Genomic DNA, 19482 nt, shown 5'->3' with positions numbered 1-19482 from the left:
TGGGAATGGTCCGCCACCGCCTCGGCGCTGACCTCGCACGGGAGCGGCGGCTACGGTGGGAGCGGGAGGTGACGGCGGTGACAACCAGCTGGGATGCGGCGGTCGAGGCGCAGATCCGCTCGGCCCAGGAGCGCGGCGAGTTCGACAACCTGCCCGGCGCCGGCAAGCCGATCCCCGGGCGGGGCCTGCCCTACGACGAGTCGTGGTGGATCAAGAGCTTCCTGGAGCGCGAGCGGATTCCGGGCGACCTGCTGCTGCCCACCCCGTTGCAGCTGCGACGCCGGGTGGAGCGGCTGCCCGGCGAGGTGCGGGACCTGCCGACCGAGGAGTCGGTGCGGGCGGCGGTCACCGCGCTGAACCGGGAGATCGTGGACTTCCTGCGCGCGCCGAGCGGACCCCGGGTGGTGGTCCGCCCCGTCAACGTCGAGGAGACCGTCCGGGTCTGGCGGGAGGAACGCGCACGGGCCGCCGCCGAGCGGATCGCGGCCGCCGTGACGGCGGACAGCGCGGGCGTCCCGGTCCGCGGGCAGCGCGGACGTTGGTGGCTGCCCTGGCGCCGCCGCTGACCCTGCCTCAGCCGAGTGCGGCCCGCCAGGTCCACGCGGTACGCCGCGGCCGGTCGCCGAGCCGTGCCCGGCCGGTCATCCAGAGCAGCACCGCGGCGGGGTCGCCGTCCGGAGCGTCCGGGAACAGCCGGCCCAGCACCCCGGCGCACAGCTGTGGTGGCGGCGACCAGTCCAGCCCGAGGCCGCCGGTGAGGTCCACTCCAGGTCTGCCGCCGGCACGGTCCAGTCGCGGTCCACGGCGGGCCGCAGCACCCGTGTCATCTCGGCGGCGGCGCTGCGGACATCCGCCGCGGTCATCCCCGTCATGTCGTTCACCGCTGGTCGAGGGCGGCAGCGAGTCCAGGATGCGCTGCCAGTATGCCCGCTGTTGTGCGCGCTCTGCGGCGCTGGCCAGATGCTCCTGGTGGAACCGGAGCATCGTCCGGGCTCCGTGTCCGGGACACGCCGATCTGCCAGCCGGCGTCCCTGGTGAGTCCTGTGGGCACCACGGTGATCCTAGTTCCGCGGGGCGTCCTTCACGAACACGATCCCGTCGATGCTGGCCAGGTGGGCCGGGTCCAGCGGGGCGTAGCCGAACCAGGGGGACACCCGGGGAGCGGGTGTCACGTCGCCGAGGGCGTCGGCCAGTCGGCGGGCGTCGACGACGTATCGGTCCTGCGGGAGCGCGTACAGGAGCCCTTCGATGGTGTCCGGGGGTGGGGTCTGCACACCGTGGTGGCGGATCGTGCCGAGGGCCGTGGCCAGGACGGCGTACCCCTCACCCAGCTGGGCGTTGACGATCGTCCCGGCGCTCCACCACTGCACCGGTCCCTCCCACATCTGCATCGTGCTCTTGTCCCGCTGCAGATGTGCGTTGTGGGCGTTCACCAGCGTCGGGCCCCGTTCGGCGAGGGCGAGCAGGTTGGCGGCCATCATCGCATCCCGCACGCCGAGCAGCCATGCCATGCGCCTCGGTGCCGTGTCGGCCATCCAGAAGTGGTAGCGCAGCAGGCCGGTGGCGGTGCGCCCGTACATGCGGGCCCGGTCCCAGTCGTCGGGTGAGGACGCCGCGATCAGGTGGGGCGTCTGCGTGTCGAGCAGGGCTACCAGGTCGTCGGCGAGCAGTCGCAGCTGTGTGGCCTCGGGCGTCTGCCCCACGGACTGGGACGGGTCCATCATGGCGGCGGGATTGGTCCACCGGTCGTCGGCGCCGAGCAGGCGGTCGAGCGTTTCCGCGGTGCAGGGGAGCAGGTCGGCGTCCACCCGGGCGGTGAGGTAGGAGTGGAGTGCGGTGAGGGCCTGCCGGGGGCTCGCGGCGCCGGTGATCTCCAGCGGGCCGTCGAAACCGGCGAAGCGCACCTGCTCGGACGCGGGCCGGCCGTCGTTGTACGCGCGCATCCAGCGCACCAGCTCGCGGTTGGCCGCGAAGGCGCCCCACCCGTGGCTGAAGCCGCGCTCCATGACCTCGTCGAGGGTGCCCGTGCCGGACGTGACGTAGTCGTCCACGACCAGGCCCATCATGCAGTCGCTCTCGATCGCGATTGTCCGGTAGCCCTCCTGCTCGACGAGTTGCCGGAAGAGATCGTTGCGCACCTCGAGCAGAACGTCCTCGCCGTGGGTGGGCTCACCCAGGGCAAGCAGCCGCGGCCGGGCCGGGAGCAATCCCATGACGGTAGGGGCGTCAACGGCATGGGCGGTGTCTGTGATGCCAGCAGTCATGCCTTCAACGGTATCGTTGAACCAACGGTTGAAACTTCTATGCGATATTGGCGGGCCAGTGAGGCGTAACCTTCAAGACGGCGGTCGGCTGAGGCCGGTTGACCTGGCGCGCGGGCACGGCCTGTCCACGCAGGCGATCAGGAACTACGAGGCGGCAGGCATCCTGCCGGGCGCGGAACGCACCCCGCACGGCTACCGCACCTACACGCCGCTGCACGCGAACGCCCTGCAGGCGTTCCTCGCCCTCGTACCGGGACACGGCCACCAGACGGCCACATCGATCATGCAGGCGGTCAACCGGGACGCGACCGAGGACGCGCTTCGCCTCATCGACGAGAGCCACGCCCAACTGCTCGACGACCGCCGCACCCTCCAGGCCGTCGAAGCCGCGCTTCACGACCTCAGTCCCGTACCGCCGGAACGCGGCGACACGTTCGTCGGCCCCCTGTCGAGAAGGCTCGGCATCCGCCCGGCCACCCTGCGCAAATGGGAACGCGCCGGCCTGGTCCAGCCGCGCCGCGACCCGCGGACCGGCTACCGGGTCTACCGCGCGGCCGACGTACGCGACGCCCTGCTGGCCCACCAGCTCAGACGAGGCGGCTACCTGCTGGAGCAGATCGCCCCGCTGATCGCCCAGGTCCGCTCCGCCGGAGGCGTCGCACCCCTGGAATCGATGCTGAGTGACTGGCGCGCCCGCCTCTCGGCCCGCAGCCGCGCCATGCTCACCGGCGCCGCCGCACTGGACGCCTACCTCGCCTGCCGACCGGCTCCACCCGGAGGCAGGCCGAATGCCGCACCAGCAGCGCCGGGCCCCCTGCGGCCGGCCGGATGATCCGTCGTGTCTCCGGTCCCACACCCGCTGCTGTTAGAGTGGTGGCGGCGTTGATCGTTTGTTGAGGAGACCAGACATGGTGGCGGACGACGACATCTCCGGGTGATACCCGGACCCGACAGGCCACCGGCCCGGCGCGTGGAAGCGCCGCCGACGTGGCCTTGCTGTCGTCCCCTCTTTCCCCTGTCTGCCGCCGGGGCAGAAGTGTCTTCCCTGCCCCCTCATCACGAGGTCACCTCCATGTCCGACGTCTCCATCGTCTGCTCGAACCTGTCCTTCACCTGGCCCGACGACACTCCCGTCTTCCAGGACCTGTCCTTCACCGTCGGCTCCGGCCGCACCGGCCTCGTCGCGCCCAACGGCACCGGCAAGAGCACGCTGCTCAAGCTCATCGCCGGTGAACTGCGGCCCGACACCGGGTCGGTCTCCGTGACCGGCACCCTCGGCTACCTCCCGCAGAGCCTCCCCCTGACCGGCGACCTCACGGTCGCCGAGGTGCTGGGCGTCGCCGCGATCATCCAGGCCATCGACGCCGTGGAGTCCGGGGACGTCGACGAGAAGCACTTCACCACCATCGGCGACGACTGGGACATCGAGGAACGCACCCGCGCCCAGCTCGACCGCCTCGGCCTGGCCGACCTCACCCTGGACCGCAGCCTGAGCACCCTCAGCGGCGGCCAGGTCATCTCCCTCGGCCTCGCCGCCCAGTTGCTGAAGCGGCCCGACGTGCTGCTGCTCGACGAGCCCACCAACAACCTCGACCTCGACGCCCGGCACAAGCTCTACGACGTGCTGGAGGACTTCAACGGCTTGCTGCTCCTGGTCAGCCACGACCGCGCCCTACTCGACCGCATGGAACGCATCGCCGAACTCGACCGCGGCGAACTGCGCTTCTACGGCGGCAACTTCACCGAGTACGAGGAGACCGTGCGGGCCGAGCAGGAAGCCGCCGAGAAGAACGTCCGCAACGCCGAGCAGGAGCTGAAGCGGGAGAAGCGGGAGATGCAGCAGGCCCGCGAGCGCGCCGAACGCCGGCAGAGCAACGCTGCCCGCAACCTGAAGAGCGCCGGCCTGCCCCGGATCTTCGCCGGCACCATGAAGCGGGGCGCGCAGGAGTCCGCGGGCCGGGCGGGCCAGATGCACGCCAACCGGGTCAGCGAGGCGAAGGCCCGGCTGGACGAGGCCGGGCGTGCGCTGCGCGAGGAACAGAGCATCACGCTGGCCCTGCCGGACACCAACGTGCCCGCCGGACGCACCCTGTTCCTCGGCGAACAGCTCCGCGTCCGCCTCGGCGACCGGGACGTGTTCGCCGGCCAGGGCGTCGACCTGACCGTGCGGGGCCCGGAGCGCATCGCGCTGACCGGTCCCAACGGTGCCGGCAAGAGCACCCTGCTGCGCCTGATCAACGGCGACCTGACACCGCAGAGCGGCGAGATCAAGCGGGCCGACGGCCGCATCGCCTACCTCTCGCAGCGCCTCGACCTGCTCGACGTGGACCGTACGGTCGCCGAGAACTTCGCCGACTACGCCCCGGAGCGGCCGGAGGCCGAGCGGATGAACCTGCTCGCCCGCTTCCTCTTCCGGGGGCCCCGCGCCCATCTGCCCGTCGGGGTGCTCTCCGGAGGCGAGCGGCTGCGCGCCACCCTGGCCTGTGTGCTGTGCGCGGAACCAGCTCCGCACCTGCTGCTCCTGGACGAGCCGACGAACAACCTCGACCTGATCAGCGCGGGCCAGTTGGAGAGCGCCCTGAACTCGTACCAGGGGGCCTTCGTGGTGGTCAGCCACGACGAACGGTTCCTGCGCGACATCGGCGTGAACCGGTGGCTGCGGCTGGCCGACGGCGTGCTGAAGGAGACGGGGGTCCCTGAGGTGTGAGCCGCCGGCGTGTCGACCTGGCCCGTGTCCGAGGCATACCACCCCGCGGGCCGCGCACCGATCACGTTGGACGGATCCCATGCCTCAGCCCGCTCTGCTCGCCCACGACCTCGTCCACACCCTCGGCGACCGACGGGTGCTCGACGGTGTCTCCCTGACCGCCTCGCCCGGGCACCGCATCGGGCTGATCGGGGAGAACGGCGTCGGCAAGTCGACCCTGCTGCGCCTGCTGGCCGGGACGGACGAGCCCCACGCCGGCAGCGTCACGCGCCCACCCGACCTGGGTTTTCTCCAGCAGGAGATGCCCTACGACACCGACGCGACAATCGCCGACGTACTCGACGACGCGCTACGCGAGGCCAGGGAGGACCTCGCCGAGCTGGACCGGCTCACCGATCAGCTCGCGCGGACCGCGCAGGACGCGGCCGAGTACCCCGGCCTGCTCGACGCGTACGGCGTCCGGCTCGAACAGGCCCAGGAACGGGAGGCCTGGGACGCCGACCGGCGGGCCGCGCTCGTGCTCGACGGCCTCGGCCTCGGCAGCTTCGACCACGACCGGACGCTCGGGTCGCTGTCCGGCGGGCAGCGCGGCCGGTTCGCGCTGGCCGCGCTGCTGGTCCGGCGGCCCGCCGCGCTGCTGCTGGACGAACCGACCAACCATCTCGACGACCGTGCCGCCGCCTTCGTCGAGGAGCAACTGCGCACCCTGCCCGGGGTCGTCGTGGTGGCCAGCCACGACCGGGCCTTTCTGGACGCCGTGTGCACGGACCTGATCGACCTCGACCCCGCGATGCAGGGCCCGGTCCGCTACGGCGGCAACTACAGCGCCTACCTGGCCGAGAAACGTGCTGAGCGGGACCGCTGGGAGCGCCGCTGGGCCGAGGAACAGGAGGAACTGGCGGCGCTGCGGGTCTCCGCCGAGGTCACCGCGCACCGCGTCGCACCGGACCGGGGGCCGCGCGACAACGAGAAGATGGGCTACGGCCACCGCGCCGGCCGGGTGCAGAGCCAGATCTCCCGCCGGGTGCGCAACGCCGCCCGCCGGCTGGAGGAGCTGGAACGCTGCCAGGTCGGCGAGCCGCCGAAGCCCCTGCGGTTCGAGAGCACGGCACTCGCCGCACCCGCGGCGGAGGGCGACGGTCCGCTGGTGTCCCTGGCTGACGTACGGGTGCCGGGCCGGCTCGCACCGGTGCGTGCGGAGGTGTCGGCGACCGACCGTCTGCTGGTCACCGGGGGGAACGGGGCGGGGAAGTCGACCCTGCTGGCCGTGCTCGCCGGGCGGCTCACACCCGAGGGTGAGGTGCGGCGGCGGCGCGGGCTGACCGTGGGACTGCTCGCCCAGAACACCGTATTCGACCGGCCGGACCGGTCCGTCCGGGCCACCTATGAGCTGGCGCTGGGCGCCGAGCGGGCCGAGGCGGTGCCGCTGGGCTCGCTGGGCCTGATGCACGAGACGGATCTGGACAAGCCGGTCGGCCGGCTCTCGGTGGGGCAGCGCCGACGTCTCGCGCTGGCGCTGCTGGTGGCGCGACCGCCGCAGCTACTGCTGCTCGACGAACCCACCAACCACCTGTCGCCGCGCCTGTGCGACGAGTTGGAAGCGGCGCTGGGCGGCGGCCCCGGCGCGATCGTGCTGGCCAGCCACGACCGCTGGCTGCGCAAGCGCTGGCAGGGGCGGGAGATCCGGCTCGGCTCCGACCGCGAGCGCTCGGACAGCGCGGGTCACAAGCTGCTCGCCCGCGTAACGCCGCCACACCCGCAGGGAGTCGGCCGGAACGGATAGCAGAGCCTGCCCGGGTGTCCTGGATCGTTGTCGTGTCCGGGTGTCGAGAATGTGGCGCTGGCTCCGTCCCAGGGACACGAGCGGCCACGACGGGCCGCGCGACGAAGAGGAGGACCACCATGAAGTACCTGCTGCTGAAGCACTACCGCGGCGCCCCGGCTTCGGTCAACGACGTGCCGATGGACCAGTGGACGCCGGCGGAGGTCGACGCGCACGTGCAGTTCATGCGCGACTTCGCAGCCCGCTTGGAGGGGACGGGTGAGTTCGTCGACGGACAGGCACTGTCGCCCGAGGGCGCGTTCGTGCGGTATGACGGCGAGGGGCGCCCACCGGTGACCGATGGTCCGTTCGCCGAGACCAAGGACCTCATCGCCGGCTGGATGGTCATCGACGTGGAGTCTTGGGACCGCGCAGTCCAGCTGGCGGGGGAGCTGTCCGCCGCTCCCGGGGCCGGCGGCGAGCCGATCCACGAGTGGCTCGAGGTGCGACCGTTTCTCACCGAGTCGCCCACGGTGACCGAGTGAACGAGTCGCTGCTGCGGGAACTCGTGCCCGCGGTCATCGGTGTCCTCGTCCGGCGCGGAGCTGACTTCGCGTCGGCCGAGGATGCCGTGCAGGAGGCCCTGATCCGGGCGCTGGACACCTGGCCGGATGATCCACCGCGCGATCCGAAGGCATGGCTCGTCGCCGTCGGGTGGCGCAGGTTCCTCGACGCCGCCCGCGCCGAGGCGTCGCGGCGGGGGCGGGAACTCGCCGTGGAGGTCGAGCCTCCCGCCGGTCCGACGCCCGCAACCGACGACACGCTGCGGCTCTACTTCCTGTGTACGCACCCCACCCTGCCGCCAGCCTCGGCCGTCGCCTTGACGCTGCGCGCGGTCGGTGGCCTGACCACGCGGCAGATCGCGGCGGCATACCTCGTCCCCGAGGCGACCATGGCGCAGCGGATCAGCCGGGCCAAGCGGCGGATCGCGGGGCTGCCGCTCGACCAGCCCGGCGATCTCGGCACGGTGCTACGGGTGCTCTACCTCGTCTTCAACGAGGGGTACGGCGGAAACGTCGACCTGGCGGCCGAGGCGATCTGCCTCACCCGCCAGCTCGTCGCCTTGACCGACGAGCCCGAGGTCGCGGGGCTGCTCGCGCTCATGCTGCTGCACCATGCGCGCCGCGCGTCGCGCACCGGCCCCGGAGGTCGCCTGGTGCCGCTCGGTGAGCAGGACCGATCGCGTTGGGACACCGGCCTGATCACCGAGGGGGTGACGATTCTGCAGGCCGCGCTGGCCCGCGACCGGCTGGGCGAATACCAGGCACAGGCCGCGATCGCCGCCCTGCACGCGGACGCCCGGAGCACCTCCGAGACGGACTGGGTGCAGATCGTGGAGTGGTACGACGAACTGCTGCTCCTCACCGGCAGCCCGGTGGTGCGGCTCAACCGCGCAGTGGCCGTCGGGGAGGCCGACGGACCGCAGGCCGGCCTGGCGGCGCTGGCTGACGTGAACCCCGACCTGCCCCGTTACGCCGCGGTGACGGGATACCTGCACGAACGCGCCGGCGACCTCGAGCAGGCCGCCGAACTTTATGCCGAGGCATCCCGCGCCGCTACCAGCGTGCCGGAGCGCGACCACCTCACTCGAGAGGCCGCCCGGGTGCGGCAACTGCTGCGTCCGTGGGTGCGGCATGGGGGTTGAGGAACATCGGAACGGAAACCGGCGGTAAGCCTTTCGGGGGCCTTGTGCCGTTTTGAAACAGGGCCACCTCTACGGTCTGCTGCATCGCGGCCGCGGCCTACTACTGACCTGGTGCCAGCGCCTTCAGCGGTCGCGGCTTCAAGGGGTGAAGCCGGGCGGGTCGGGGGCCCACCCGGCTTCCTTCCCGCTAGTCCGCGACCATCACGGTGAAGGTGAATCCGGCGCTCGTCGGACGGCGCAACGGAATGTCGCACTTGATCCGGCGCAGTACCTCGTTCCTGCTGAGGCCGAGCCCTTGCGCGATGAGCCGTTCCGGGCGCACCGGGACCGGATCCTCGAAGACGACCTCCACCTGGACCGGCCACGCCTCGTCGAGCCATGTCGTCGGGGTGTCCAGCCGCCAGGCCCCCGTCCAGTCCAGGGTGAAGCGGTTGCGCCGGGCGAACAGCGGATCCAACAGCCTGGACGCCACCAGTTCCGGGTCGTTGACGCCGTAGCCGTGGAGCTCGGCCGGATCGAAGGATCTGACCGTTGCTCGCTCGTGCACGGTGAGCTTGCTCGTCCGATCGCAGGATACGCAGCGGGCCAGCAGCCACACGTCCAGCAGCTTGCCGTTGGCGTTGACGCGGAACCTGCCCTCGCCGGTGGTGGCCGACTCCGACCGGCAGTCCACGCACCGCAACGACAGCAGAGGCAGCCTGGTCCGACGAACGACCCAGGACAGCACGGTATGAGGTTGTGAAGACATGATCTTGCTAGACCTGATCTCTCTAGACCTGACACGAGGCCGATTGCGCGCGACCTCAAACGCTGTATGGCCGGGCGCACAAGGGCAGCCCGGCAGAACCGACGGGAGCGTCGGCTACAGGTGAGCGGAAGAAGGTGTCAGGTCTAAAGAGCAGGCGGGGTCACGCGGTTTGTCCTCTGTCCTCACTGCGACGGGCCGCAGGCAACCTACGGGAACGCGGAAGGAAGGCTCAAACGGTTTTCGGACCGGAACTTCGTCAGTGCTACCGGGACCCCGCAATGGCGAAGGCGATGGTGGCGTCGAGGTCCGCCGACAGCCGTCGCTGGTGTCCACGGTGAGGGCCGGCAAGGCTCCGCGTCAGCCTGGGGCGAGGACGCAGAACTCGCTGCCCTCGGGATCGGCGAGGCACGTCCACGACACATGGCCCCGGCCGACGCCGACGCCGGTGGCACCGAGAGCCCCCCAGCCGGGCCACCTCCGCCGCTTGATCATTACCGGGATACGGCATCAGGTCGAGATGGATGGGGCTCGCGCAGGGTCCAGTCCATCGCCTCACTCCAGAACCGGGCTATGGCCCGCGGATCCGCACAGTCGGGTCGCACTGAGATCCTTCAGGCGCGCGACCAACTCCGCCTGATGGGCAGCAGAGGTGGTGGCGAGATCGAGGCGCACGTGATGCTTCACCGTTTCGGGGTCCGGGACGGTGACGACATCGACGCAGACGGCGACGGGGCTCGCCGGGCGAAGCCGACGGGTCCAACGTTGGTCACACCGGGTCCTCGCTGGAAACACCCCAGCCGAGCGCCTCCGCCCAAAACCAGCCGAGGGCTGAGTCATTCCGAGCTTCGAAATTCACCTAACAAGCCGCAGCGCCATGCCGCCCAACACTGCAGCCAGCTGGATGAGCGGTATGAACCAGCCGGTGGGCCATCCGCCGCTCCCGAGCAGAGGATGCCAACCGTACGGCCGCGCTTCGCTCCGGGCGCTCGACGTTGACCTGCGGTAGGGCCGCACGTTGCGTCAGGGGCAACCACACCCATTCCCACGGAGTCGACCGGCTCGTGGCGCGTTCGTTAGCGGAGCCCTCCATCCTCGATCCTGCATTACCAGATTGGATTTACCAATAATCCGTTAATCGAAACGGACAGATGCGGACAAGACGCCTGTACATCATAATGACAGTTCTTTGGCGTAATGAACGAGGCTGGTGTAAATCCGACCTCGCGCCAGGGGGCGTGCGGCCTGGGCCCGTTGTGCGCCGCCGATCAAACCCGGGCCGGCACGTGGTCAGGGTCTGGTGAGGATGACGAGCTGCTGGGTCGCTCGGGTCATCGCGACATAGCGGTCGACCGCGCCTTCGATGCCGTTGCCGAATCCCTCGGGGTCGACGAGGACGACCAGGTCGAACTCCAGCCCCTTCGACAGCTCCGGGGTCAGCGACCGGACGCGGGACGTCGCCCGGAACGCGGGATCGCCGATGACGCAGGCGATCCCGTCGGCGTGCGCGGCGAGCCAGGTGTCGAGGATCGAACCCAGATCCGAAACAGATCCGTGTACGACGGGGACGTCGCCGCTGCGGATGGAGGTCGGCACGTTGGCGTCCGGGAGCACGGCCCGGATGACCGGCTCGGCTTCCGCCATGACCTCTTTCGGCGTCCGGTAGTTGATGCTCAGGGAGGCCAGGTTGATCCGGTCGAACCCGATCCGCTCGAGCCGCTCCTGCCACGACTCCGTGAACCCGTGCCTGGCCTGGGCGCGGTCCCCGACGATGGTGAAGCTGCGGGACGGGCAGCGGAGCAGCAACATCTGCCACTCCGCGTCGGTCAGTTCCTGAGCCTCGTCGACGACGATGTGCGCGAACGGGCCGGCGAGCACATCCGGGTCGTGGGCGGGCGGCGGCGCGACGCCGTCGGCCAGGGCGTCCTGCAGGTCCCCTTGGCGCAGCATGGTCATCAGGCCCTCACCGTCGTCGTACGCGGCGGAGGCGATCAGGTCGTCGACGACCTGGGCCATCTGCTCCCGTCCGACGGAGGTGGCGGCGTCATGCCGGCGCCGGCGCTCAGCGGCCTCCGCATCGCCGAGCCGCTGCCGCGCGGCGTCCAGCAACGGCAGGTCAGATACCGTCCACGCCTGGGCGTCCGCACGCTGGAGCTTGCGGATGTCGTCCGTGCTGAGCCAGGGAGCGCATCTGCGCAGGTAGGCGGGGACCGACCAGAGGTCTCCGACGAGGTCGGCCGCGTCGAGCAGCGGCCACGCGCGGTGGAAGACCGCGCGTAGTTCCCGGTTCCGCTCCATCGACGCGCGGAACTGGGCCTCCGGCTCGTCGCCGTCGTACTTCTCGAGCAGGATCGTGAGCAGCGCGTCCCAGATCTGCTCGCGCGCCTCGTTGTGCGGCGTGCCCGGATCCGGCGCCTCGAACGCCTCCGCCCAGTCGTCGGCGCTCAGCCGGATCTCGGACCACTCGGTCGCGACCGTCATCCCCTTCGCGGGCGGCTCCTCGTAGAACCGTACGGCCGCCTCGATCGCCTTGACCATGTCGGCGGACGACTTCAGCGCGGCCACCTCCGGGTCGACCTCGATCTTGGCTGCGGCGCCCTCGGGGACGAGGTCGCGCAGCGTGCAGGTCTGCACGTCCTCCTCGCCGAGGCTGGGGAGGACGTCGGAGACGTACGCCAGGTAGGGCTGGTGCGGGCCGACGAACAGCACGCCGCCCCGGCGGTGACCGAGGCGGGGGTCGGAGTAGAGGAGGTACGCGGTGCGGTGCAGGGCGACGACGGTCTTCCCCGTACCGGGGCCGCCGTCGACGACGAGAGCGCCGCCGGAGCCCGCGCGGATGATGGCGTCCTGGTCGGCCTGGATGGTGCCGAGCACGTCCCGCATCCGGGCCGACCGGTTGCCGCCCAGGCTGGCGATGAAGGCGGACTGGTCGTCGAGCGCGGCGTGCCCTTCGAACCCGTCCGGGGTGAACACCTCGTCCCAGTAGTCGGTGATCCGGCCGCGGGTCCAGCGATACCTGCGGCGGCTCGCCAGACCCATGGGGTTGGCGTGGGTCGCTGCGAAGAACGGCTCGGCCGCGGGGGAGCGCCAGTCGACCAGCAGCCGGCGACCCGCGCCGTCCGTGAGGCCGAGTCGTCCGACGTACCCGGGCTCGGGGTCGTCTGCGCTGACCATGCGGCCCAGGCACAGGTCCCGGCTGAAGCGGCGCAGGGCGCGCAGGCGAGCGGTCAGCCGGTGGATCGCCTGGTCCCGGTCCAGCGCCTGCCGGCCTTTGCCGCCGGGCGCCTTGAGTTCGGCATCGAGACGGCCGGACAGGTCGGCGATCGTCTGCTCAAGGCTCTCCGCGATGGCCGCGAAATGCCGCTCGTCGCCGGCGATGAGCGCCGGGTCGGCCTTGGGGGAGAGGTGGTCGGGAAGATCAAACGCGCTGGTGGTCAGCGGGGTCACGTCATCAGCTCCGATCTGAGGCCGCGGCCGTCGTCGTGGTGCCCGCGCAATACGTCGACAACAACAACGCACGCATTTCGCGGTTCCCATTTCGTCAAGTTCTGGCCTCGGCCGGCGATTCTGCGGCACGACCAGGGTCTTGCCGCAAGTCCCCCAGTGCGCTATATGTTGATAGTGGCAGGGAGTAAGTGCTCTCCCTGTCCTTTCTATTTGTCGCCCAGGTGGATGGGTCATCTCCTCGCGAAGCGGCAGCATTCCGCGCGACGGCATCGCCAAGAGCGTCCTCCACCCAGCTGGGTGGAGGTTCGCCTGTCAATCCGTTGGGCGGCCGTAGCTGGCGCGGGCCTCGGCCACCTGGCTGGCTTGCCGATCGCGCCACCGCTTCTGCGCATCGCTGTTGCAGCGCCGGCAGACCTTGCGACAGCGGCCGGTCCGGGGATCGATTTCGCGGTCGTGTCCGTTGCGGCACTGCGGTTGCTGTTTCCGGTTGCGACGGTTCTCGCCATGACCGACCTGACGCAGGTGGGTGGGCTCGATACAGTCCGGCACACCGCAGGCGTGGTGAACATCCAGCGCAGGGTCGTAGTCGCCGACGAAGACGACGAACGCGGCGATGTGGGCCCACGCCCGGCCCGCAACCTTCTGGTACACGCCGCGGTGGTTGCCGTAGCCACGCACGACGAGGCAGCCGTCTTCCGCGCGGACTGAGCGGTCCAGCAGGTAGGTTCGGAGCGTCTCCTCGGTGAAATGGCGAGACAAGCCCTTGATCTGCGACAGCACGTCGTGAGGGTAGAGGGCTTCGCTGACTTCGGTCGCTCGCGCCTGGGTCGGCGTACTCAGGCGCTCACCGGGCCGACCGGACGCGCAGGATCTCCGCGCCCTCGCCGGCCAACTCCGGCAGGACGACCAGTCGCCCGGTGAGGGCCAGCAACAACGCCTCCGCCGTGCCCCGGACCTCCGGCCCGTCACCCCGGGCCCAGTCCAGGTCGGTGGCCGCGAACCGCAGCCCGGCCCGGAGCCGGCGCGGCCCGAACGCCACCGACCGGCGGCTGACCAGGAAGTCGAGCGAGGTCCGGGCGTGATCCGGGTCGAGCTCGTGCGGCAGGCCGAGTGGGCGGCGTACGTCCTGGCCATGCACCTGCAGGTCGGTGAGCTGGCCGAAGAGGCCGACCACGGGCGGCTTGAACGGGTTGCGTTCGTTGCGCCGCAGCTCGGCCACCAGTTCGGCGGTCGGCCGCCGGGCGATCCTGCGGGCCAGCTCGGCGTTGGCCCGGTGCAGGTTGAAGCGGCTGCGCAGGGTCAGCGGCAGAAGCCAGCGGGGAGGCGTGGCGAACGGTGCGATCAGGTGGCCGGCCACCTCCTTGGCCGTCCACTCTCCGCAGAGGCTGGGCGTGTCCAATTGTTCCGGCGTCAGCGAGTCGATCAGGTCGGCGAACCGGCGTCGTTCCGCCGCGACCATGTCCAGTAGAGCCACACCGGCGACGCTACCGGCGCACCGCACTGCACGCCGCCCCGGCGTCCGGCAGCCCGACCTTCAGGCCATGTCCGGTGTGGACGTACGCCGGGGCGGCCTCGCGTAGCGAGGCCGCCCCGGTACTGCACCCTCACCGCTCGGTGCGGTCTTCGATCTCGGTGCCGGACTCCTCGGGCAGGGCGCCGATCGCCTGCTCGGCGGCCCGGCCGCCGGTGCTCTCGTCACCCAGGTTGAGGTCGCTGCGGGGCATGCCCTCCACCCCGGCGGCGATGCCGGTGCCGTCCGGTGGGCCGGCGGTGCGGGAATCACCGGTACGGCCCCGCGTCACACCGCGTTCGTCCAGGCGCTGGTGCGCGGTTTCGCCCCCCAGGTGATCGGCTCGGGACTTCGCCACGCGCTTGATGTCGTCGCTCATGTCGCCTCCCGTGTGCTGGCTGTCGAGCTGGCCGGCGGTGCCGGTCAGCGGCCGATGGCCGGCCGACCCGGCCCGGGCGGGCCCGGTCGTGGCGCCGCCGTCTGAGCAGCCGGACCACCCGAAGACTCGCGGCGACCCACCCCCTGGCCGTGGTATACGCCCTCGTCCGTGCCCGGATCGCCGGGATCGGCCAGGCTGGTGTCGATCGGCCCGCCGGTCGGTTCGGACAGGCCGGCCCGGCGCAGCGCGGTGACGAGCTCGTCGTGCGACATCCGCTCGCAACCCGGGATCCCGGCGGCGTACGCGATGGCGCGCAGCGTCGCCAGGTCCTCATCCACGAAAGATTCGGCCATGCCGGTGCCTTCCCGGGGCTCGGGCCGGGAAACCCGCCGCCGCCGGTTTGTCGCCGTATCGCGTAGCCGGCCTGGTCAGCCGGCCGGCGCGGGGCCGGTCGAGTCGCGGACGACCAGGGTGTGGCCGGTGGGCCGGCGGCGGGGGCGGGTCGACCTGGGCTTGAGGGCGAGGGTGAGGGCCATCCGTCCCATTTCGGTCATCGGCAGGCGTACCGTGGTGAGGCTCGGGGCGAGGTCGGCGGCGACCGACACGTCGTCGAAGCCGACTACCGACATCCGTTCGGGCACCGGGATGCGCCGGGCCCGCAGGATGGACAGTACGCCGATCGCCATCGCGTCGTTGAGCGCGATGATCGCGGTGCTGTCCGGGTGCTGGTGCAGGATCCGCTCGGCGGCCACCCGGCCACCGTCGCGGGTGAAGTCGGAGTGCACGACGGGCAGTTCGTCGAGCGAGAGCCCGTGCGCGGACAGCGCGGCGGCGACCCCGGCGAGCCGGTCGGCCACTGTGGTCAGTCCCGGCGTGCCGGCGGCCACGGCGATCCGCCGGTGGCCGAGTCCCAGCAGGTGTGCGCCGATCGCGCGGCCGCCGGCCTCGTTGTCGGGCACGACGGCGTCGACGCCGAGGGCGTGCCGGCCGATGACGGCGACCCGGCCGCCGGCGCGCTGGAACGCGGCGAGTTCGGTGCGCGCCTCGCCCTCCACGCGCGGATCGTCGTAGCCGGACCCGGCGATCAGGATGATGCCGACCCGCTGGGCGATCAGGTGCCGAAGCTGGCGCAGCTCGTTCTCCGGGTCGCGGCCGGAGTGGGCGATCTGGACCAGCAGCCCCTCCTCGGCGGCGACCTCGACGACCCCGCTGGCGATCTCCGAGAAGTAGGGGTCGTCGATCTGGTGGACGATCAGGCCGACGGTGGAGCTGGCGCCGCCGGCGAGGGTGCGGGCGTACGGGTTGGCGACGTAGCCGAGCTCGCGGGAGACCTGCCGGACCCGGTCGGCGACCTCCTCGCTGACGCCCTCGCGGCCGGCCAGGGCGCGGGAGGCGGTCGCCAGCGAGACGCCGGCGCGTTCCGCCACGTCGACGAGGCGCAGCCGGGCACCGGGTTTGGGCATCCACGAACTCCTGACGTCACATTGATCCGCGCTCTTGCCTGTGGCGTAAGGCACAGCATAGAGTACGTAAGCGCTTTCGTAAGCGCTTTCGTAAGCGCGGCACCGCCGCTGCCCGACCGCCGTCCGGCGAGCGTCACCTCGCCCGGCCAGCGGCCCGGGCCGCCCTCAGTCCTGTCCAGACGTACCTCCAACTTCAGTGACCAGCACGGTCCCGCGCCTCACGTAAGCGCTTTCGTCAGCGACCACCACGCACCGACGAACGGAGCACCGTCCAATGAGAAGAAGCAGAAGGGCAGCCATCGCGGCCACCGCCCTGCTGGGCCTGGCCCTGACAGCCAGCGCGAGCCCCGCCCAGGCCGACCGGCCCGGCCCGCACGACGTCCACCCCGCCCTGTGGTCGCATCTGGTCGCGTTCTACGACTTCGACCACCCGATGCCCGGCGACGCCGCGCTCGAACGGGACCTCGGCCGCTCGGGCACCGAGATCGAACTGGTCAACGGCGGCGCGGACATGCGGGTGCCCGACCAGGCGTACAAGAACAGCGGCAACGCGCTGCAGACCCGGCAGGTCAACCCTGAGGTCGCCGGCAACGACGACTGGAAGGCCGGCATCTGGTCGTCCAGCGGCGTACGGACGCTGCGCGCGTTCAGCGGCGCCGAGGGTACGACGGTGATGGGCTGGTTCAAGCGGGAGATGGACGGCCCGGCACCGAACTCCACCACCGCCAACCCGACCGACCGGTACAACGCGATCGGCCTGGCCGGCGTGCTGACCGGCGACTCCGACGGGCACGGTGTGCGGGCCCTGCTCGAGCTGATCGACGTCAACGGTGAGCTGCGCCTGGTCGCGCTCGGCCGGCGCCTCGACGGCGGATCCTCGCAGACGTTCGCGGCGAGTGAGGACTGGCGCACGCTGCTGCCGAAGGGGGAGTGGGTGCACCTCGCGGCCACCTACGACTTCACCACCGGCACCATGGCGCTCTACCGCAATGGCGAGCCGGTCGACGGCTTCTACACCGTCGCCGGTGACCCGTGGAAGGTGTCCGGGCCCGGCCCGCACGTCACCAGCGCCACCGACCCGCGCGGCATCAAGATCGGCGGGAGCTTCCCGCAGAACAACCTCGAGCGCAACCCGTGCGACTGCCGCATGGACGGGCTCATGTTCCTCGACAGCGTGATCCCGGCGAGCGACATCGCCAAGCAGTACCGCTACATGGCCCGCTGACCGTTCCTCGGTCCGTCCCACCGAGAAGGAGAACCCGCGTGTTCATTCGCGCTGGCAGCACCGGCAGGCTCCGCAGAGCCGCCCTTACCGCCGGGGTCACTGCCGCCACCCTCGTCCTGTCCACCCTGGTCGCCGGACCCGCCCGGGCCGCCGGCGCCGTCTACGACCCGATCCCCGAGTCGCCGATCCAGTCCCAGCTGGGGCTGGTCCTGCAGGAGTACGCCAGCTTCCCGCAGTCGAACCCGAACCCGGCCCCGGTCGACCAGCGGCTGGTCCGCAAGGCCCGGATCAACACCATCAACGAACTGCCCGACGGCTCCGGCCGCCGCGCCGTGCCGGACCTCAACGGCAACCTCTACTTCGTCGAGAACGGCGTGCCGCACGTCTACCTCGACGTGGCCGCGACCTTCGCGCCGCAGTTCTTCTCCGGCCGCGGCCTCGGCCAGGGCTTCGGGTACGTCGCGTTCCACCCGGACTTCGCGCACAACGGCCGCTTCTACACCATCCACACCGAGCAGGCCTCGCTCGCCACCCGGACCCCGGACTACGCCCAGCCGAACACCATCTACCAGGGCGTCATCACCGAGTGGACGGCCACCGACCCGGCCGCCGACACCTTCTCCGGCACCCACCGGGAGCTGCTGCGCATCGGCTTCGGCGGCCAGATCCACGGCATCCAGGAGATCAACTTCAACCCGACCGCGAAGCCGGACGACGCGGACTACGGCATGCTCTACCTCGCGGTCGGTGACGGCGGGCAGGGCTACCGCAACGGCGACCCGCAGAACATGGGCATGCCGCACGGCAAGCTGCTGCGGATCGACCCGCAGGGCACCAACGCGCCCAACGGCCGGTACGGGATCCCGGCCGACAACCCGTTCGTCGGTCGGGACGGCGCGCTCGGCGAGATCTACGCGGTGGGCTTCCGCGATCCGCACCGGTTCAGCTGGGACCGGGCCACCGGCCGGATGTTCCTCGGCCACATCGGCGAGCACGCCATCGAGTCGATCTACGAGGTTCGGGCCGGGGACAACTTCGGCTGGAGCGAGCGCGAGGGCTCGTGGGTCTTCGACAAGACCGCGACCAAGCCGTGCGACAAGCTTTACCCGCTGCCGGCCGACGACGCGAAGTACGGCTACACGTACCCGGTCGCCGCGTACGACCACAACCCGGCCCCGGGCTGGAACTGCACCTCCGACGTGGGCGTCGCGGTGGCGGGCGGCTTCGTCTACCGCGGCCACACCCTGCCGGCCCTGATCGGCAAGTACGTCTTCGGTGACCTGGTCGACGGCCAGATCCTCTACACCCAGGCGGACGAGATGCGCCGCGGCGAGGGTCTCGCCCCGATCCACCGGCTCGCCCTCTACACCACCGCCGGCGACCTGGTACGCATGCAGGACCTCTCCAGCCCGGGTGCGCCGGGTGACCCGAACCGGGTCGACCTGCGCTTCGGCACCGACGCGGCCGGCGAGCTCTACATCGTGGCCAAGGCCAACGGGAAGATCTGGAAGGTGGTCGGCACCAAGAAGGTGGCGAAGGGCGACGTGGGCAAGACCAAGGTCGTCCACACCGGCGGCGCCGAGAACTGGACCCCGGTGACCCCGGCCAAGTGGCAGTTCGACGGCGACCAGGTGATCCTCGCCGAGGCCGGCGTGAGCCGCCCCGGCCCCCGCCGCCCGTTCGAGTACGCCCTGCTCAACAAGGGCCCGGCGGCCTGGTCGTCGGTGCAGATCGACGCCCGGGTACGCCTCGACACGCCCGTGGAGGTCAGCAACCGGGACATCATCATCGTCTTCGGCTGGCAGTCGGACACGCAGTACTACTACGCGCACCTGTCGACCGACAACACGATCTACCCGCACAACGGCATCTTCAAGGTCAACAACGCCGACCGGGAACGCATCGACCACCAGTGGAACGGACGGTCCCGCGGCGCCAACCCGGCGATCACCGACGCCGACTGGCACAAGGTGCGGGTCGTGCACCTGCCCGCCACCGGTGAGATCGCCGTCTACGTCGACAACGCCAAGGACCCGCTGCTGACCGCGAAGGACACCACCTTCGGCTCCGGTCGGGTGGGCTTCGGCTCGTTCGACAACATCGGCCGTACCCGTCTCTTCACGGTCACCGGCACGCCGGCGGCCTGATCAACGCCCAGAGTGGGGGGGGGGGGGGGGGGGGCGGGGGGGCGGCCCCCCCCCCCCGGGGGGGGCGCCCGCGCGCCGCCCGCGCCCGGGGGGCGGCGGGCGGCGCGCGGCCGGCCCCGGCGCGGCGG

General features: G+C 71.2%; 19 protein-coding genes. 8 read left to right on the top strand and 11 right to left on the bottom strand.

Going from position 1 to position 19482, the window contains the following annotated elements; translation table 11 throughout:
- Nucleotides 1–77: 77 nt before the first annotated feature.
- Entirely contained in the window at nt 78–566 is a 489-nt protein-coding gene (locus ACFYM6_RS31695; RefSeq protein WP_387281150.1) for a DUF1992 domain-containing protein, read from the top strand.
- A 7-nt stretch (nt 567–573) separates the two neighbouring features.
- On the opposite strand, the gene ACFYM6_RS31690 is transcribed toward ACFYM6_RS31695, so the two are convergent.
- Both ACFYM6_RS31690 and ACFYM6_RS31685 read right to left on the bottom strand, forming a co-directional pair.
- Entirely contained in the window at nt 574–765 is a 192-nt protein-coding gene (locus ACFYM6_RS31690) for a hypothetical protein (protein WP_387281149.1), read from the bottom strand.
- A gap of 296 nt (nt 766–1061) precedes the next feature.
- A complete protein-coding gene (locus ACFYM6_RS31685; protein ID WP_387281148.1) occupies nt 1062–2264 on the bottom strand; it encodes an erythromycin esterase family protein in 1203 nt (400 codons plus the stop codon).
- Nucleotides 2265–2322: 58 nt separating this feature from the next.
- Between ACFYM6_RS31685 and ACFYM6_RS31680 the strand changes: the two genes are divergently transcribed.
- From ACFYM6_RS31680 to ACFYM6_RS31660, 5 genes are all read left to right on the top strand, one after another.
- Nucleotides 2323–3096 (top strand): TioE family transcriptional regulator, encoded by a 774-nt coding sequence (locus ACFYM6_RS31680; protein WP_387281147.1) that lies wholly within the window; start codon nt 2323–2325, stop codon nt 3094–3096.
- A gap of 240 nt (nt 3097–3336) precedes the next feature.
- A complete protein-coding gene (abc-f, locus tag ACFYM6_RS31675) occupies nt 3337–4971 on the top strand; it encodes a ribosomal protection-like ABC-F family protein (protein ID WP_387281146.1) in 1635 nt (544 codons plus the stop codon).
- 79 nt (nt 4972–5050) lie between these two features.
- Nucleotides 5051–6754, top strand: a complete 1704-nt coding sequence (locus ACFYM6_RS31670) for an ABC-F family ATP-binding cassette domain-containing protein (protein WP_387281145.1) — start codon at nt 5051–5053, stop codon at nt 6752–6754.
- A 119-nt stretch (nt 6755–6873) separates the two neighbouring features.
- On the top strand, nt 6874–7278 hold the full coding sequence (locus ACFYM6_RS31665) for a YciI family protein (RefSeq protein ID WP_387281144.1): 405 nt from the start codon (nt 6874–6876) through the stop codon (nt 7276–7278).
- Nucleotides 7275–8438, top strand: coding sequence for an RNA polymerase sigma factor (locus ACFYM6_RS31660; RefSeq protein WP_387281143.1), 1164 nt, complete (start codon nt 7275–7277; stop codon nt 8436–8438). The genes ACFYM6_RS31665 and ACFYM6_RS31660 overlap by 4 nt, the downstream gene beginning before the upstream one ends.
- A 187-nt stretch (nt 8439–8625) precedes the next feature.
- Here the strand turns inward: ACFYM6_RS31660 and ACFYM6_RS31655 are convergent, their stop codons facing one another.
- The 9 genes from ACFYM6_RS31655 to ACFYM6_RS31615 form a co-directional block, all read right to left on the bottom strand.
- A complete protein-coding gene (locus ACFYM6_RS31655; RefSeq protein ID WP_387281142.1) occupies nt 8626–9165 on the bottom strand; it encodes a DUF1062 domain-containing protein in 540 nt (179 codons plus the stop codon).
- Between the two features lie 378 nt (nt 9166–9543).
- On the bottom strand, nt 9544–9678 hold the full coding sequence (locus ACFYM6_RS31650) for a VOC family protein (RefSeq protein ID WP_387281141.1): 135 nt from the start codon (nt 9676–9678) through the stop codon (nt 9544–9546).
- Entirely contained in the window at nt 9678–9788 is a 111-nt protein-coding gene (locus ACFYM6_RS31645) for a VOC family protein (RefSeq protein ID WP_387281140.1), read from the bottom strand. The genes ACFYM6_RS31650 and ACFYM6_RS31645 overlap by 1 nt, the downstream gene beginning before the upstream one ends.
- A gap of 685 nt (nt 9789–10473) precedes the next feature.
- Nucleotides 10474–12621 carry an RNA polymerase recycling motor ATPase HelR gene (gene helR / locus ACFYM6_RS31640; protein WP_387281188.1) on the bottom strand — a complete coding sequence of 716 codons (2148 nt, stop codon included), beginning with the start codon at nt 12619–12621 and terminating at the stop codon, nt 10474–10476.
- 321 nt (nt 12622–12942) lie between these two features.
- Complete coding sequence (locus ACFYM6_RS31635) at nt 12943–13410, bottom strand: HNH endonuclease (protein WP_387281139.1); 468 nt, start codon at nt 13408–13410, stop codon at nt 12943–12945.
- Nucleotides 13411–13474: 64 nt separating this feature from the next.
- Complete coding sequence (locus tag ACFYM6_RS31630; RefSeq protein ID WP_387281138.1) at nt 13475–14104, bottom strand: maleylpyruvate isomerase family mycothiol-dependent enzyme; 630 nt, start codon at nt 14102–14104, stop codon at nt 13475–13477.
- A 130-nt stretch (nt 14105–14234) separates the two neighbouring features.
- Entirely contained in the window at nt 14235–14519 is a 285-nt protein-coding gene (locus ACFYM6_RS31625) for a hypothetical protein (RefSeq protein WP_073833067.1), read from the bottom strand.
- Nucleotides 14520–14563: 44 nt separating this feature from the next.
- Nucleotides 14564–14872 (bottom strand): hypothetical protein, encoded by a 309-nt coding sequence (locus ACFYM6_RS31620; RefSeq protein ID WP_387281137.1) that lies wholly within the window; start codon nt 14870–14872, stop codon nt 14564–14566.
- A 75-nt stretch (nt 14873–14947) separates the two neighbouring features.
- The gene (locus tag ACFYM6_RS31615) at nt 14948–15982 is read right to left on the bottom strand and encodes a LacI family DNA-binding transcriptional regulator (RefSeq protein ID WP_387281136.1); all 1035 of its coding nucleotides are present in this window, start codon (nt 15980–15982) and stop codon (nt 14948–14950) included.
- 274 nt (nt 15983–16256) lie between these two features.
- Here ACFYM6_RS31615 and ACFYM6_RS31610 point away from each other — a divergent pair, with 274 nt between their 5' ends.
- Together ACFYM6_RS31610 and ACFYM6_RS31605 are read left to right on the top strand one after the other, a co-directional pair.
- Nucleotides 16257–17207, top strand: a complete 951-nt coding sequence (locus ACFYM6_RS31610) for a LamG-like jellyroll fold domain-containing protein (protein WP_387281135.1) — start codon at nt 16257–16259, stop codon at nt 17205–17207.
- A 38-nt stretch (nt 17208–17245) separates the two neighbouring features.
- Nucleotides 17246–19354 (top strand): PQQ-dependent sugar dehydrogenase, encoded by a 2109-nt coding sequence (locus tag ACFYM6_RS31605; protein ID WP_387281134.1) that lies wholly within the window; start codon nt 17246–17248, stop codon nt 19352–19354.
- Nucleotides 19355–19482: the final 128 nt, after the last annotated feature.

The sequence above is a fragment of the Micromonospora sp. NPDC006431 genome, from assembly GCF_042870725.1.
GTDB lineage: Bacteria > Actinomycetota > Actinomycetes > Mycobacteriales > Micromonosporaceae > Micromonospora.
This window is presented reverse-complemented; position numbering and strand designations above follow the sequence as displayed.

Excerpts from the sequence above, each read along its gene's own strand:
- ACFYM6_RS31685 (WP_387281148.1), bottom strand. The coding sequence starts at position 2,264 with ATGACTGCTGGCATCACAGACACCGCCCATGCCGTTGACGCCCCTACC.
- abc-f (WP_387281146.1), top strand. The coding sequence starts at position 3,337 with ATGTCCGACGTCTCCATCGTCTGCTCGAACCTGTCCTTCACCTGGCCC.
- ACFYM6_RS31670 (WP_387281145.1), top strand. The coding sequence starts at position 5,051 with ATGCCTCAGCCCGCTCTGCTCGCCCACGACCTCGTCCACACCCTCGGC.
- ACFYM6_RS31665 (WP_387281144.1), top strand. The coding sequence starts at position 6,874 with ATGAAGTACCTGCTGCTGAAGCACTACCGCGGCGCCCCGGCTTCGGTC.
- ACFYM6_RS31650 (WP_387281141.1), bottom strand. The coding sequence starts at position 9,678 with ATGATCAAGCGGCGGAGGTGGCCCGGCTGGGGGGCTCTCGGTGCCACC.
- ACFYM6_RS31625 (WP_073833067.1), bottom strand. The coding sequence starts at position 14,519 with ATGAGCGACGACATCAAGCGCGTGGCGAAGTCCCGAGCCGATCACCTG.
- ACFYM6_RS31620 (WP_387281137.1), bottom strand. The coding sequence starts at position 14,872 with ATGGCCGAATCTTTCGTGGATGAGGACCTGGCGACGCTGCGCGCCATC.
- ACFYM6_RS31615 (WP_387281136.1), bottom strand. The coding sequence starts at position 15,982 with ATGCCCAAACCCGGTGCCCGGCTGCGCCTCGTCGACGTGGCGGAACGC.
- ACFYM6_RS31610 (WP_387281135.1), top strand. The coding sequence starts at position 16,257 with ATGAGAAGAAGCAGAAGGGCAGCCATCGCGGCCACCGCCCTGCTGGGC.